This is a genomic window from Mucilaginibacter ginkgonis, assembly GCF_009754905.2.
GTDB classification, from domain to species: domain Bacteria; phylum Bacteroidota; class Bacteroidia; order Sphingobacteriales; family Sphingobacteriaceae; genus Mucilaginibacter; species Mucilaginibacter ginkgonis.
On the sequence record NZ_CP066775.1, the window covers coordinates 1,606,101 to 1,620,013 of the forward strand.

The following is a 13,913-nucleotide window of genomic DNA, read 5'->3' on the forward strand; positions in this document are numbered from 1 at the left end:
AGCAAATTTCACAAAAATACGCATTAATGAGCATCGCAGCGCAAATTGCCGCCATAAATAAAGAGCTGGAAAATACCAAAGCAACATTAGTTGCTGTTTCTAAAACCAAACCCAACGAAGATATTTGGGAAGCATATGAGGCCGGGCAGCGCATATTTGGCGAGAACATGGCGCAGGAAATGACAGAGAAGCACGAAGCGCTACCCAAGGATATCAAATGGCACATGATTGGCCACCTGCAAACCAATAAAGTAAAATACATTGCTCCATATGTTAGCTTGATAGAATCTGTAGACAGTCTTAAGCTTCTGCAAGAAATCAATAAGCAAGCGGTTAAGAATAAGCGTGTCATTGACTGTCTGTTGCAGATTTACATCGCCGACGAGGAAACCAAATTCGGCTTGGGTTTCGACGAAGCCATTGAAATATTAAGGTCTGAGGAATTAACTCAGTTGACAAACCTTCGCATTTGCGGGTTGATGGGGATAGCCACTAATACTGACAACGAAAAGCAGATTAAAGAAGAATATTACGAATTGAAAACGTTTTTCGACGGCGTGAAACTAAGCTATTTCCGCAAGGATGAGCATTTCAACATATTGTCTATGGGCATGTCTGCTGATTACAAGATCGCGATCGATCAAGGCAGCACGCTTGTACGTTTGGGCAGCACCATATTTGGTAAACGCGTAATAAAACACTGGAAGAATAACTAAATGAGCGTATTTTTAAGAGTTGCGAAAGAAGAAGATTGTCCGCGTTTAATGGAACTGGTTAAAGAACTGGCTTTGTTTGAACGCGCCCCCGAAGAAGTAACCGTATCATTGGAAGAATTTGTTGAAGCGGGTTTTGGCGCACAGCCGGTATGGAAGGGATTTGTCGCAGAAGACAATGGCTTTATAGCCGGCTTCGCCATGTACTACATCCGCTATTCTACCTGGAAAGGGCGCAGGGTTTACCTGGAAGATCTGATAGTTACAGAAGCGTATCGTGGTAAGGGCCTGGGCAAGCTGCTTTTCAACCGCATTGTACAAGAAACTGCCGAGCTTGGCTTTAGCGGCATGGTATGGCAGGTGCTCGACTGGAACCAGCCTGCCATAGATTTTTACAATAAATACAAAGCAACCATCGAAGCAGGCTGGCTTAATGCCGCCCTCAGCAAAGAGCAGGTACAGCAATTGATATCATGAAAAACCCCATAACATTCTTACTTGCGGCGGCGTCGTTATTGTTATACGCCTGCGGTGGCAAAGTGCGCAACCCAACACACCCCGATGTGGCGCGTGATACGCTTGCATACAGTTACAAGACCTTAAAACAACGCGCGGACGACTGCGGTGACAAACCCGACAGTACCTGCACGGTAATTAAGATCATCTACCCCGAGTTTAGAAGCGCGCCAATTTTAAATGATACCTTAAAGCGCAGGCTGGTGAGCTTCGCCTATCTTCAGGAAAAACCCGACACGTCTTTCAGTTCGTCGGCTGATAAGTTTATGAAAGCCTACAAAGACGACATAAAAACCACAGGCCGCAAGGACATGTTTTATACCGCGCAAACTACCGCCACGGTTATACGGCAGGATTCGGCCCTGACCACCATCGAAATTAAAAGTTACCAATATACAGGCGGCGCGCATGGCAGCAGCAGCACTACATTTTTGAATTGGAATACAAAAACCCACAAAGAGTTGAAACTGGCAGATGTGTTGGTGGAAGGCTATTTACCAAAACTGAATGCCGTTGCAGAAAAGATTTTCCGCAAGAGTGAGAACCTTACCGATACATCGTCCCTGGCCCGCGATTATTTTTTTAAGGATGCCAAATTCAGCGTCAATAATAATTTCTTAATTACCCCGGTCGGCATCAGGTTTCTTTACAACGAATATGAGATAAAACCTTATGCTGCAGGCCAAACAGATCTGTTTGTGCCTTATACCAAAATCAAGGGGCTGTTAAAACCCAATACCGTTACTAGTCAATATCTTCATTAATGCTCGTATTTAAATTTGGCGGTGCTTCTGTAAAAGACGCGGCAGGTGTAATTAATCTTGCAAAGATCGTTGCGGCTTACCAAAGCGAACAATTGCTGATCGTTGTTTCGGCGATGGGTAAAACCACCAACGCGCTTGAAAAATTAACTGAAGCGTATGTTAATCAATCAGAGGATATTGAACTGATATTTAACGAGATAAAGACCTATCATTATCAAATAATGTCGCAGCTTTTTGAACCGGACGACGCGGTTTATAACGATGTGGCTAACACCTTTGTAGAGATAGATTGGATGGTTGAAGAGGAACCGCATGACGACCTCGATTTCATTTATGACCAGATCGTTTCTGTCGGCGAACTGGTATCCACCCGCATAGTGGCGGCTTATCTTAATAAGGTTGCGCTTAACGCCAAGTGGCTTGACGTGCGCGGATACATTCATACAGATAACACCTATCGCGAGGGAATTGTTGATTGGGATAAAACCCGTGCTCAAATAGCGAAAGATATACCGCCGGTACTGCAAAACAACATTGTGATTACGCAGGGCTTTTTAGGCGGTACATCAGAAAACTTTACCACCACCCTGGGTCGCGAAGGTTCTGACTATACCGCGGCTATTTTTGCCGCTTGCCTGGGTGCCCAATCGGTAACGACCTGGAAAGATGTACCGGGCATTTTAAATGCTGACCCCAAATTCTTTACAGAAACACTAAAATTTGATAACCTCTCGTACACTGAAGCCATCGAGATGACCTTTTACGGTGCCGGTGTTATCCACCCTAAAACCATAAAGCCATTACAAAACGCCGGCATCCCTCTTATTGTGCGGTCTTTTACAGATATGAATGCGGCAGGCACCACTATCGGTCATCAGGCCACTGCTGTATTTTCAAAACCTGTTATTATCTTAAAACATAACCAGGTCATGTTGTCTGTATCGGCAAAGGATCACTCCTTTATTACGGAAGAACACCTAAGTACCGTCTTCAAGCTATTTGCAGACAGGCACGTAAAGATCAATGTGATGCAGGTATCGGCCTTAAGTTTTACAGTTTGTTTTGATTACCGGGACGGCCAGTTTGAGAAATTGCTAATTACCCTGCAGCAAACATTTAATGCCAAATACAACCGTGATCTAAGCTTGTTGACTTTGAGACATTACAAACCCGAAGATTTAACATCGTTGACACAGGGGCGGAAAATTTTATTGGAACAAATTAGCCGCAACACAGCGCAAGTGGTTTTAAGTCAATAAAAAAACGCCCCTCCGTTTTAGAGGAGCGTTTTTTATAACATTTTTCGCCTTGGTTTTTGGGCTGCATCCCGGCCCGAAGTTTGGTCCGAACGCTGGCTGCCGCCATTGCTAATTCCCGCTTGTTGTTTTACCTCTTTTTGGTTGGTAAAGTTTCTGTCGGCAGTAGCTGTACCTTGTACGGCGGCATTACCTTTTATGTGTCCCTGCGTTTTCTTATTATGTTATTTATAACGCAAATGGTGCAATAACTATACCGATTATAACGCAATAAATTAAATAGGGCTACTTTGGAAGCTTGACTTTAAATAGCAGGTAAGGATAGTCTGTCTTGTCCTTACCGAAGTTATATTTTGGCAACCGGTTTATCTGAGAACACGTGAAATACAGGTAACCATCTGCGCCAACGGCGAAAGAGTCGGGCCAGATGATCTGCGGATCTGTAACCAGCGTATGTACTTTCTTATCGGGCGACACATACTGTATGCTATGCTGTTCTGAATTACTTAAAAAGATGTTGCCTTTATAATCGGCCACCATGCCGTGGCTAACACCCGTTTCAGCTACAGTTTCGATGTGCTGGGATAGTTCATAGTCATTGTACCTTGCGTCTGCCAATAACTGCACGGGCAGCCTGTACAATTTGGTTTGATTTATAGCCCTATAATACAACCAGTTATAATCCCGCGTTAAAGCGATACCATTTACATTGGACACGAAAGCATTGCCGGTACTGTCAGCCACGTCTACCCCATCTATTCTCAAAGTATAACCCGGTGTAACCAGCATGCTCTTATCATCCTTTAACACCACGCGCGATTTACGGCTAACCAGATCAAGCACCACCAATGCTTTTAATCCCGGATCGGATAAATAGGCCATACCGCGAAGATTGTCTATGGTCACATCATTTAATGCGCTTTTATCTTTTGGCAGATCATCAAAGGTGTAAACCGCGATGATCTGGTCGCTTTTCAGATCAATTTTTATCAGCTTAAAATAACCCACGCTGTTGTTGCTCTCACTGGTTAATTGCACAGATCCTTTCGGTGCCGAATCAAGTATCCACAAGCAGTTCTTTTCATCCGCGTATAAGGCCTGTACATTCATGAAATGATTTTTTGGTTCGCCGGGTTTATACTCGTTCCATTCTTCGTTAGGGTAAGCATATTTTTTACCGTCGACGATCTCTGCCAGGGCAAACTCAAACGGCTGATGATGCGGAAAAGAAACAAATAAACGGTTGTTGTCAGGGGCAACCGCAACACCGATAGGCTGGTTATGCCCAAACGATTTTACTTCTACCAGCTGTGCCTTAGCTATGACATTTGTGGCTGTAAGGGCCAGAATTAAAATGTGTCTCTTCAACATTCAGGAAATCGTAAATCTTCGCCAACAAAATACAACAAAGAACATTCTTACAGCATGGCAAATGCAAAGTTTCATTCTGGGATAAGCGGGTTGGCATTGCCTGTACGTAACAAAACCCAATACCCCGATGCATATAAAGACAAAAGCCGGTTAACCTATTACAGTTCGTTGTTTAGCAGCATAGAGATCAACAGCTCATTTTATAAACTGCCATTATCTAAAACGATTGCCAAATGGGCTGCAGAAGTTGAAGGCGCGTTTAATTTCACCTTTAAACTTTGGCAAAACATCACCCACAATAAAAACCTGGTTTTTGATCCTGCGGACATTCAACGTTTTATGGCCGCGATCGATAACGTGGACGAAAAGAAAGGGTGCCTCCTTATCCAGTTTCCCGGCAGTATCAAATCAGAAAATATTTACCAACTGGATTACTTGTTGAGCGAGGTCGCTAATCACAACACCGGCTGGAAAGTTGCCGTAGAGTTTCGCGACAGCAGCTGGTATAACGACGACAGCTATGGGGTTTTGGAAAAATACAAGGCGGCAATGGTGATACATGACATGGGAAAATGCCCCGCGCCTGTTGAAAATAAATCGAATGCAGATTTTATCTATCTGCGTTTTCATGGCCCGGGCGGCCGTTACAGCGGCAGCTATGAAGACGACTTTTTATACGACTATGCAAACCTCATAGTCGAGTGGCTCGATGATGACAAAGCCGTTTACTGCTACTTTAACAATACCATGGGCGATGCGGTAAAAAACCTGATGACCCTTAACAGCATGGTAAAAGACCTGCGTTAATCAGCTATTACCACAAAGCGGCTGTTAAAAGTTTCTTGCAAATTGTTTACTTAAAGTAAGCGAGATACAGATATGTCTCTGCGGCGTCAATTCTGAATTAATTATGAATAGCGCGCGTAACATTTTAGCAATTTTGTACTCATTGATAAGAAAAGCAGGTCTCGCCCTGCTTTCTTCTGTTTTAAAATTAAAACAGGCCCGAACATTGACTTATTGATAAAGCCATACGGACCTGATGTTACGTATATCTGTAAGTGAAGAAATTTTACCCCAACGTACTTGCATTCTTAACGGCAATTTCCCTTGTTGCCGCTTTACCTGATGTTTCGTTTGCGCAAACGGTGCCGCAAGATTCGCTCAAAACCGATTCGTTCGCTATAAAAAAATCACGCAGGTTTGTGCCGGCTCAAGACTTAAGCAAACAGTATGACATCGGCGATCTTGAGCGCAATATTTTGCACCCCGGCCGCAAGGCCGATCCTAATAAGATCAACTCGGGCGTATCTGTGGTACCAAATATCAGCGCCAACCCTACCATAGGTTTCCAGATAGGTATTAAAGCAGTAGCTACAAAAAGATTAGGCGATGATTCTAAAACGCTGCTTTCTGTAGCGGCTACTTCTGCTTCTATCACCACAAAAAATGTCATTTATTTTTACATTAACCATAACATTTTTACCCCCGGTAACAAGCTTAACCTGCAGGGTAATATCGTTGTGGCTAAAACGGTTTCGCCCGATTATGGCCTTGGTATAGGTCGCGCGTTTCAGGGAGGCAGTAGTGCAGATAAAACACTGTTAGACCCCGACCGTAAGGTTTACGGCCTAAATTCAACCTACTTTAATTTTCGCGAGAAGATATATAAGAACGTAACCAAAAACTTATTTGTGGGCGCGGGTGTGTCTTTCGATGTGAGGAAGAACATTACAGGCAAAGACACTTCTACCAACACGCCGATGGGTGTCTACAATATCCGGCATGGCTTTCCGCAGGATCATTACAGCGCTGCCGGCTTCCTGTTCAACGTGGAATACACCACCCGCGACAACCCCAACCGTGCTTATAAAGGTATTTTTGCCGACGCAGGTGTCCGTATCAACCAAACATGGATAGGCAGTACCAAAAACTCGGTGCAATTGACAACCGACTTTAGGAAATACTTTAGCCTGTCCGATTCGCACCCCGAAGAAGTTTTGGCATTCTGGAACTGGGGCTCATACCTGCTTCGCGGCGATGTACCTTACCTGGAATTACCCGGCACAGCCCGCGATGGCGCGTTCCGCAGCGGCCGGGGTTACACCAACCAATATTTTAAAGGCACCCAATTTAACGATACCGAACTGGAATATCGCTTCCCCATCACCAAAAACAAATTCCTAAGCGGCGTAACCTTTGTAAACATGCAAACCGCAAATGATGAGCAAGGCACCAAACTTTTCCAGGTATTTCAGCCCGGCTATGGCGCGGGACTGCGTGTGTTGTTTAACAAAGCCACCCGCACCAACCTGGCCCTCGACTATGCCTTTGGCCGCTTTGGCAGCAAAGGTTTCTTCCTAAACCTGAACGAGTCTTTTTAAAGGACTTTCTCAAAAAAGATTCGGTTAATACGGTTTTATAACGCTCTTGTTATAGTGAAATTCTCGTATTTTCGAACATGCAAACGCTGGAGATACAAGTACCCGACAATAAGTCGCGATTAGTGAAAGGATTTCTGAAGGAATTGGGCGTAGTAATTAAGGTGAAAAAAACTCACAAAGAGCCTAATATTGACACCGTTGAGGCGATGAACGAATTAAAAGCGGGTAAAGGCAAACATTTTAAAAACGTTGACGAGCTTTTTAAAGGGCTATAATTCGCATGTTCGAAATTGTCACGTCTACTAAGTTTCTTAAAGATTTAAAATTGCTGAAAAAGCGATCGCTTAAAGATCTGGACATTTTAAAAGACTTAATAAGTATCCTTGCAAAGAAGGGGCATAAAGGCCTCGATAAAAAGCACAAACCTCATAAGCTTAGCGGGAATTACAAAGGTTATTGGGAATGCCATGTGAAGCCGGATCTACTGTTGATTTGGGATGAAAATGAAAAAATCAATTTGCTTGAACTGGTTCGAACCGGTTCACATTCAGACTTATTTTGAGTAGAGATCTTGTTTTAGTAAACAACAAAGCCTCTCAGTTTCCTGAGAGGCATTGTTCATTAACACATTTATTTACGCCGGGATCAGTCGAGGTTTTTCGCGTTCCCAAAAGCGGTGCAATTTAATGGCTGCAATAAATTGATCTGCAAGCGCGGCATTGTCATCGCCGACGATCACGCCTTCATCGGTTTGTACTTTCTTGCTAAAGTAGGTAGCGTCTATAACCTGCATGGCATCCGCATGCGCGGCAATTGATTTGCAATGTTTAAAGGCTTCGTTAAGGAAATGCACCGCATTAGCTTCGGCCTCCAAAGTCGCTACCGAGTTTGTTCCGCCGGGTACATACACGGCGTCGAACAATACAGACGCAGCTGTTAAGAAGCTGTGATCGGCGGGTATTATTTTGCCACCGGCCGTTGTGATGGTCAGCCTTGGTGCAATGATCTCTACCACTGCTTCTTCTGCCTCAAGGGCTTCCTTAACTGTCGTCAGTGATGCATCGTCTACCCCATCGGCCGCAAGGATCGCTATCTTCCGGCTTTTAATTGAATCCTTTACAGTATTGGCCATACTTAAAGGCTCAGATCTGTCTAAAGAGCCTTCCACTTGTATCGACTGGTAGTCTGCAGGGTCACCGTCTGCAGGCACATGCTGGTTTACAGGCAGCGCTTCTGGAATGTGTAAACCAAGGCCGAATGCCACTTGTGCTGCAAGGCCTTTATCTATTTGCGCAAGTATGCCCAACATCCTCTCGCGCACCATCACTGTTTTTACTTTGCCCAGCTCAAAGGTCAGCGCGTCTATCAGGTGATTTTTTTCGGGTTCGCTCTGGCTGTTAAAGAACAGCCTGGCCTGGCTAAAATGGTCGAAAAAGCTTTTGCTCTTTGCCCGCATTTTGCGCGCCTCTATCCTTTCCAGGTAACTTACAAAGCCGCCTTCTGCCGCCTTAACCTGTTGAGGGTCGTTGCCGGACAGTGAATTTGGATTATAACTGGTTTTCCCCTTGTTAATGGTTTGGCGCATAAAGCCATCGCGCTGGTTGTTATGCACAGGCACCACCGGGCGGTTGATAGGTATTTCCTGGAAGTTCGGACCGCCCAACCGGGTCAGTTGCGTATCGGTATAAGAGAACAAACGGCCTTGCAATAATGGGTCGTTAGTAAAATCTATACCCGGCACAACATGCCCCAGGTGGAATGCTATCTGCTCCGTCTCCGCAAAGAAATTATCCGGGTTACGGTTTAGCGTCATCTTGCCAATGCGTTGGACAGGTACCAATTCTTCTGGAATGATCTTAGTAGCATCCAATAAGTCGAAATCGTACTTAAACTCATCCTCTTCGGGCACAATCTGCACACAAAGTTCATACTCCGGGTAGGCACCGCTTTCAATAGCATCCCACAGGTCTCGGCGGTGGAAGTCCGGGTCTTTGCCCGAGATATTTTGCGCTTCGTCCCACGCTACGGAGTGTACACCTAACAATGGTTTCCAAATGAATTTTACAAAACTGGCTACGCCTTCGGCGTTTACAAAGCGGAAAGTATGCACGCCAAAACCTTCCATCATGCGGTAGCTTCGTGGTATGGCACGGTCGCTCATCAGCCACATGACCATGTGGGCCGACTCCGGTGTTAGTGAGATAAAATCCCAAAACGTATCATGGGCCGATGCCGCCTGCGGAATTTCATTATCTGGTTCAGGCTTTACGGCGTGTACCAGGTCGGGGAATTTAATCGCATCCTGGATAAAAAATACCGGCATGTTGTTACCCACCAGGTCAAAGTTGCCTTCTTGTGTATAGAAACGAACGGCAAAACCGCGTACGTCCCTGGCAAGGTCTGTCGAGCCTCTTGACCCTGCTACCGTAGAGAAGCGCACAAACACCGGCGTCTCTATCTCCGCGTCGTTCAAGAAACCCGCCTTAGTTAATTCTGGAATAGGTTCGTATAGTTTGAACACGCCATGCGCGCCGGAACCACGGGCATGCACTACCCTTTCTGGGATACGCTCGTGGTCAAAGTGGGTCATCTTTTCCCTGAAGATAAAATCTTCCAGGAGCGACGGCCCGCGTTCGCCTGCCTTTAACGAGTTTTGATCGTCATTAATGGGCAAACCGGTATTGGTGGTCATTTTTTCGCCAAGGGCATCCGCGGTATGCGGCGCAAGACTAGTGGTTTTATCATTATCCGGCTGCGGGGCAAGCTTCTTGTCGATCGCCTGCTCGGTACCCAATTTTGGTGATGGTTTCTTTGCTGCCATATTATGCTTCCTCCGCCGCTGTATAGTTAATGTCGCTTTCGGCAACCTGAGTTAATTGTTCGTCCGCAGCCTTTTCTTCTGCCAATGTTTCGGCAAGTATATCGGCAACTTCCTGCAGGCCAAGTGTAACAGCAAGCTGGTGTAGGCCGCCGTAGGTGGCTATCTCATAATGCTCTACTTTTTGAGAAGCCAGTATAATGCCTACATCGCGTGTAGCGGTGCCTGCCTCTGTGCTTTCGACAATGGTTTCACCTTCTTTGGCCAGGCCTTCCATGGCATCGCATTTTTGTGCCTGCACTTTTTCTTCTAACAGGTTAAAAATGTTTTCCAACCTTGTTACATGAATTTTAGTTTCTTCGAGATGCTTTTCAATGCCATCGATAAGCGCTTTCGATGTAGCTGCGGCGATCATTTTTGGCAAGGTGGTTACCAGGTGGTTCTCTGCCCAGTAAATGTCCTTAATGCTGTCTACAAATAGCTCTAACAATGCCGGTTGCTGCTCGGGCGACGTTTTGGTGCTAAACTTGGGGTCTCCGGTTTCTTTTTTCATAAAGTGTATTTATAATATGATTTATTTGTGGTGCTTTGATCCGAATAGGAAGGGCTTTAAATATTGGTTGCGGAAGCAGATTCGGATAATTAAGCAACCGTTGAATAAGACATTTGTTCTATTAGATTTAATTAAAAAGAAAAGTTATATCCTATTTTTTTAATAATCAAAACAGTTGTTTGAAGTACCCGTTCTAATATCACATTTTGATCTTGCAATCCGAATCGATTATATGGAAGACGCTACACAATCTTTAATTGATTCCGCACGCGCGGGAGACTTAGCTGTATTAAAAGAAGCTATCGCCAAAGCTGACAACCTGGAAGGCCGTAACAGCCAGGGTTATACCGCCCTGATCATAGCTTGTTATAACAAACAAGCCGAGGCCGCCAAACTACTGCTGGATTGCGGAGCAAATGTCAACGGGACTGATTTTGGTGGTAACACCGCTTTAATGGGTGCTTGTTTTAAAGGCTACAAAGACATTGCGGAGTTGCTGATTGACCGCGGGGCAGATCTTGATTTACAGCACGGTAATGGCGGCACCGCTATTATGTTCGCGGCTATGTTTGGGCGTAACGACATTGTCCAACTGCTAGTGGACAAGGGCGCAGACATATCGATAGTCGACTCGCGCGGCCTCTCTGTGTTTGACCTTGCGGCACAGCAGGGCAACGAGGTGGCTATTGAGATCCTTGAGAAGGCAGCAGAGGGGAAGTAGTTATTGGTAGACTTAATATGCAAATGAAAAAGCCTCTCAGTTGCCTGAGAGGCTTTAGGGTAAATGATGGGGCTCGAACCCACGACCCTCGGTACCACAAACCGATGCTCTAACCAACTGAGCTACATCTACCGTGTTGGGAGTGCAAAAATAACATAATATGCAGGCATTGCAAATGCTTTTTTGCAAAATTTATCCTCTCTAAAGACGCAAGCATAACGTTTACTCACATGGTTGTATCACTGTTTCACCCGTTACAGATGTGTGACACTTTTGCTTGATTTTGACGAGTTATGTTACACTGACATGATCGTGCATTGTTGATAATCAAGCTGTTAGAATGCTGACAACTAAGCGTCAGATACTAATAAGTCAGTATTCAGTATATATACTGTCACATGTTACACCCGTCCGTCAGCTGACGGATCAGCAATAATTATTAATTTCCTATAATTGCGTCGTTTTATGATAGAGATATTCACTGACGGTGCTGCAAGCGGCAACCCCGGCCCGGGTGGCTACGGTGTGGTGCTGCGATCAGGCAAGCATTATAAAGAACTGTCTGCAGGCTACAGAAAAACTACAAATAACCGCATGGAATTGCTTGCCGTTATTAAGGCCCTCGAGGCATTAAAAGCACCAAATCAACAGGTTGTGATCTGCAGCGACTCAAAGTACGTGATCGACGCTATTGAAAAGAGATGGGTACATGGCTGGGTAGCCAAGGGTTTTAAGGACAAGAAAAATAAAGACTTGTGGTTGCGGTATCTCGAATTAAGTAAACTTCACCAGATTAAATTTACTTGGGTACGCGGTCATAATGGCCACCCCGAAAATGAGCGCTGCGACCAGCTGGCTGTTGCCGCCTACAAACAAAAAGACCTGTTGATAGACACAGTGTTCGAGGCAGAAAGCGCTAAGGCAAAACTGTTGTAGTTTACCGCTTCATTTCGATAATACTAACGTCGTGTACTTTATCGCCGGTAACGCTAAATTTTACCAGCGTTCGCACCTTATGCCAGCCCTGCTTACCTGCCGCTCCGGGGTTGATGTGCAGGCAATTGATCTTTTTATCAAATATCACCTTTAAAATGTGCGAATGCCCCGTGATAAACAGCCCCGGCGAATTGGTATAGATCTCGGGTTTGACCTTAGCGCTGTACCGGTCGGGGTAGCCGCCAATGTGGGTCATCCAAACATCAAGATCTTCACACTTAAACCGCAAATGCTCGGGGTAAACGGCGCGTACGTCTGCCCCATCGATATTCCCGTACACGCCCTTAAGCGGTTTAAAAGCGGCCAATTGGTCGGCTAAGCCGATAGTACCGAAGTCGCCCGCATGCCAGATCTCATCGCGGTCTTCAAAATGTTTAAAAACGGCTTCATCCAAATAGCCGTGGGTATCAGAAATCAACCCAATACGCATCATTTATGCAACGCGAAGAAAATACCGCTCAAAATGATAAAGACAAATGCTACGTAAACTGCGGGTGCATACGCTTTCTTCAAAAAACGGTTAATAACATAAATAGTCGCTACAACACACAGGCCTTCGAATAATTGATAAGGATAAACGAGGCGTTTTAATAAGGGTGGCGGGATAGATACATGTTCGTAGGTGTGGTATACCTGCCATATGGTTAAGCCACCGATAACAAGATAGACGCCCAGCAGCACGATCATCAAAATATTAAGGATTCTCATTCTCTAAAAAATAGTAAAAAAGTCTTTCAACAACGCCGAGTATTCAGCGGTGTAACTTTTAGGTTCATGGTAAATGGTTAGTTTGCCGCTGTTAAGATAGGTTTCTGAAAATGAAAAAGCAACAATTTGGCGGTGTGGTTCAGAACCTAGGTATGAACTAATATCGATTCGCGCTACTAAAAACAATCCCTGCGCTAAGGCTATCTCCTTCAACATCTCGGCTGTAGCAAGAGGCAAAACTAGCCATAGCAAACCGACATTGGTCAGGTGGTTTGAGACCCCGGCGATGAATTTGCTAAAAAACTCCTTATCCGCATGCTTGGCAACAGTCCTTTGATCGGCGGGTGATTTAAGCGAATTGATATAGAACGGTGGGTTGCTGGCTATGAGGTCGTACTTGATGTCGTGGTTTTGATCAAAGAATTTTTCAAACCCTTGCGAGGAGCAATTCAGCCTGTCTGCAAAAGGTGATGCTGCAAAGTTTTGTGAAGCCGTTGCTGCTGCAAGTTTGTCAATCTCTACACCATCAATCACAGCGGAGGAATAACGCTGTGCCAGCATGAGCGCTATGACGCCCGTACCTGTGCCAATATCAAGAATTCGTTTTGGATTAATGTGATTTGCCAAAGCGCCAAGCAAGACGCCATCTGTATTGATCTTCATGGCGCAACCTGTTTGGTCTACAGCAAATTGCTTGAATTGAAAGACCATGTTAATCTTACTTCTCCACCAACTCTAGCGGCAACCATCCGGGTCCGCAAAGAAAGTATAGCGTTTGCCGGTAAATTCATCAACGCGAATGGGCTCAACTACAACACCGTTATCCCGTAAACTTCTCAGCGCATCTTCTATGTTACCGACTTCGAAAGCCAGGTGTCGTAAGCCTTGTGCCTCGGGTCTTGAAGGCCTCGCAGGCGGACCCGGAAAAGAAAATAGTTCGATCTGGTAGTCGCCGCCGACGGAAAGATCAAGCTTATAAGACTGCCGTGCTTCGCGATGAACCTCGCGTACGATATCCAGCCCGAGTATTTCGGTGTAAAAATGTTTAGACACCTCGTAATCAGAGCAAATAATGGCGATGTGGTGTATCTTACTAAGTTTCAGCATTTGATC

17 protein-coding genes and 1 tRNA gene are annotated in these 13,913 nt (G+C 45.1%); 10 read left to right on the plus strand and 8 right to left on the minus strand.

Going from position 1 to position 13,913, the window contains the following annotated elements:
* The first annotated feature begins 26 nt into the window (after window positions 1-26).
* The 4 genes from GO620_RS07455 to GO620_RS07470 are packed head-to-tail and all read left to right on the plus strand — an operon-like array spanning window position 27 to window position 3,252.
* Complete coding sequence (locus tag GO620_RS07455) at window positions 27-716, plus strand: YggS family pyridoxal phosphate-dependent enzyme (protein ID WP_157523864.1); 690 nt, start codon at window positions 27-29, stop codon at window positions 714-716.
* Entirely contained in the window at window positions 717-1,190 is a 474-nt protein-coding gene (locus GO620_RS07460) for a GNAT family N-acetyltransferase (RefSeq protein WP_157523866.1), read from the plus strand. It abuts the gene before it with no gap.
* The gene (locus GO620_RS07465; RefSeq protein WP_157523868.1) at window positions 1,187-1,993 is read left to right on the plus strand and encodes a DUF3298 and DUF4163 domain-containing protein; all 807 of its coding nucleotides are present in this window, start codon (window positions 1,187-1,189) and stop codon (window positions 1,991-1,993) included. The genes GO620_RS07460 and GO620_RS07465 overlap by 4 nt, the downstream gene beginning before the upstream one ends.
* A complete protein-coding gene (locus tag GO620_RS07470; RefSeq protein WP_157523870.1) occupies window positions 1,993-3,252 on the plus strand; it encodes an aspartate kinase in 1,260 nt (419 codons plus the stop codon). Before GO620_RS07465 ends, GO620_RS07470 begins: the two co-directional genes overlap by 1 nt.
* 282 nt (window positions 3,253-3,534) lie before the next feature.
* Here the strand turns inward: GO620_RS07470 and GO620_RS07475 are convergent, their stop codons facing one another.
* On the minus strand, window positions 3,535-4,620 hold the full coding sequence (locus GO620_RS07475) for an L-dopachrome tautomerase-related protein (protein WP_157523872.1): 1,086 nt from the start codon (window positions 4,618-4,620) through the stop codon (window positions 3,535-3,537).
* Window positions 4,621-4,716: 96 nt separating this feature from the next.
* Here GO620_RS07475 and GO620_RS07480 point away from each other — a divergent pair, with 96 nt between their 5' ends.
* The 4 genes from GO620_RS07480 (at window position 4,717) to GO620_RS07495 (ending at window position 7,566) form a co-directional block, all read left to right on the plus strand.
* Entirely contained in the window at window positions 4,717-5,427 is a 711-nt protein-coding gene (locus tag GO620_RS07480) for a DUF72 domain-containing protein (RefSeq protein ID WP_394368558.1), read from the plus strand.
* A gap of 254 nt (window positions 5,428-5,681) precedes the next feature.
* Window positions 5,682-7,004: a BamA/TamA family outer membrane protein gene (locus tag GO620_RS07485; RefSeq protein WP_244139476.1), complete on the plus strand. Its 1,323-nt coding sequence runs from the start codon at window positions 5,682-5,684 to the stop codon at window positions 7,002-7,004.
* Between the two features lie 77 nt (window positions 7,005-7,081).
* Window positions 7,082-7,279 carry a hypothetical protein gene (locus GO620_RS07490; protein ID WP_157523876.1) on the plus strand — a complete coding sequence of 66 codons (198 nt, stop codon included), beginning with the start codon at window positions 7,082-7,084 and terminating at the stop codon, window positions 7,277-7,279.
* Between the two features lie 5 nt (window positions 7,280-7,284).
* Window positions 7,285-7,566: a type II toxin-antitoxin system YafQ family toxin gene (locus GO620_RS07495; RefSeq protein WP_157523878.1), complete on the plus strand. Its 282-nt coding sequence runs from the start codon at window positions 7,285-7,287 to the stop codon at window positions 7,564-7,566.
* A gap of 72 nt (window positions 7,567-7,638) precedes the next feature.
* Here GO620_RS07495 and GO620_RS07500 read toward each other — a convergent pair whose 3' ends face one another.
* Entirely contained in the window at window positions 7,639-9,825 is a 2,187-nt protein-coding gene (locus tag GO620_RS07500; RefSeq protein WP_157523880.1) for a catalase, read from the minus strand.
* A gap of 1 nt (window position 9,826) precedes the next feature.
* Entirely contained in the window at window positions 9,827-10,375 is a 549-nt protein-coding gene (locus GO620_RS07505; protein WP_157523882.1) for a YciE/YciF ferroxidase family protein, read from the minus strand.
* Window positions 10,376-10,607: 232 nt separating this feature from the next.
* Between GO620_RS07505 and GO620_RS07510 the strand changes: the two genes are divergently transcribed.
* Window positions 10,608-11,096 (plus strand): ankyrin repeat domain-containing protein, encoded by a 489-nt coding sequence (locus tag GO620_RS07510; RefSeq protein WP_157523884.1) that lies wholly within the window; start codon window positions 10,608-10,610, stop codon window positions 11,094-11,096.
* 58 nt (window positions 11,097-11,154) lie between these two features.
* Here the strand turns inward: GO620_RS07510 and GO620_RS07515 are convergent.
* A tRNA-His gene (locus GO620_RS07515) sits at window positions 11,155-11,228 on the minus strand.
* Window positions 11,229-11,561: 333 nt separating this feature from the next.
* Between GO620_RS07515 and rnhA the strand changes: the two genes are divergently transcribed.
* Window positions 11,562-12,032, plus strand: coding sequence for a ribonuclease HI (rnhA, locus tag GO620_RS07520; protein ID WP_157523886.1), 471 nt, complete (start codon window positions 11,562-11,564; stop codon window positions 12,030-12,032).
* 1 nt (window position 12,033) lies between these two features.
* On the opposite strand, the gene GO620_RS07525 is transcribed toward rnhA, so the two are convergent.
* The 4 genes from GO620_RS07525 to gloA2 are packed head-to-tail and all read right to left on the minus strand — an operon-like array spanning window position 12,034 to window position 13,907.
* Window positions 12,034-12,525 carry a metallophosphoesterase family protein gene (locus tag GO620_RS07525; protein ID WP_157523888.1) on the minus strand — a complete coding sequence of 164 codons (492 nt, stop codon included), beginning with the start codon at window positions 12,523-12,525 and terminating at the stop codon, window positions 12,034-12,036.
* Window positions 12,522-12,800, minus strand: a complete 279-nt coding sequence (locus tag GO620_RS07530) for a hypothetical protein (RefSeq protein WP_157523890.1) — start codon at window positions 12,798-12,800, stop codon at window positions 12,522-12,524. The genes GO620_RS07525 and GO620_RS07530 overlap by 4 nt, the downstream gene beginning before the upstream one ends.
* Window positions 12,801-12,803: 3 nt before the next feature.
* Window positions 12,804-13,511 carry a tRNA1(Val) (adenine(37)-N6)-methyltransferase gene (locus GO620_RS07535; protein WP_157523892.1) on the minus strand — a complete coding sequence of 236 codons (708 nt, stop codon included), beginning with the start codon at window positions 13,509-13,511 and terminating at the stop codon, window positions 12,804-12,806.
* A gap of 24 nt (window positions 13,512-13,535) precedes the next feature.
* Window positions 13,536-13,907, minus strand: a complete 372-nt coding sequence (gene gloA2 / locus GO620_RS07540) for an SMU1112c/YaeR family gloxylase I-like metalloprotein (RefSeq protein ID WP_157523894.1) — start codon at window positions 13,905-13,907, stop codon at window positions 13,536-13,538.
* Between the last annotated feature and the right edge of the window lie 6 nt (window positions 13,908-13,913).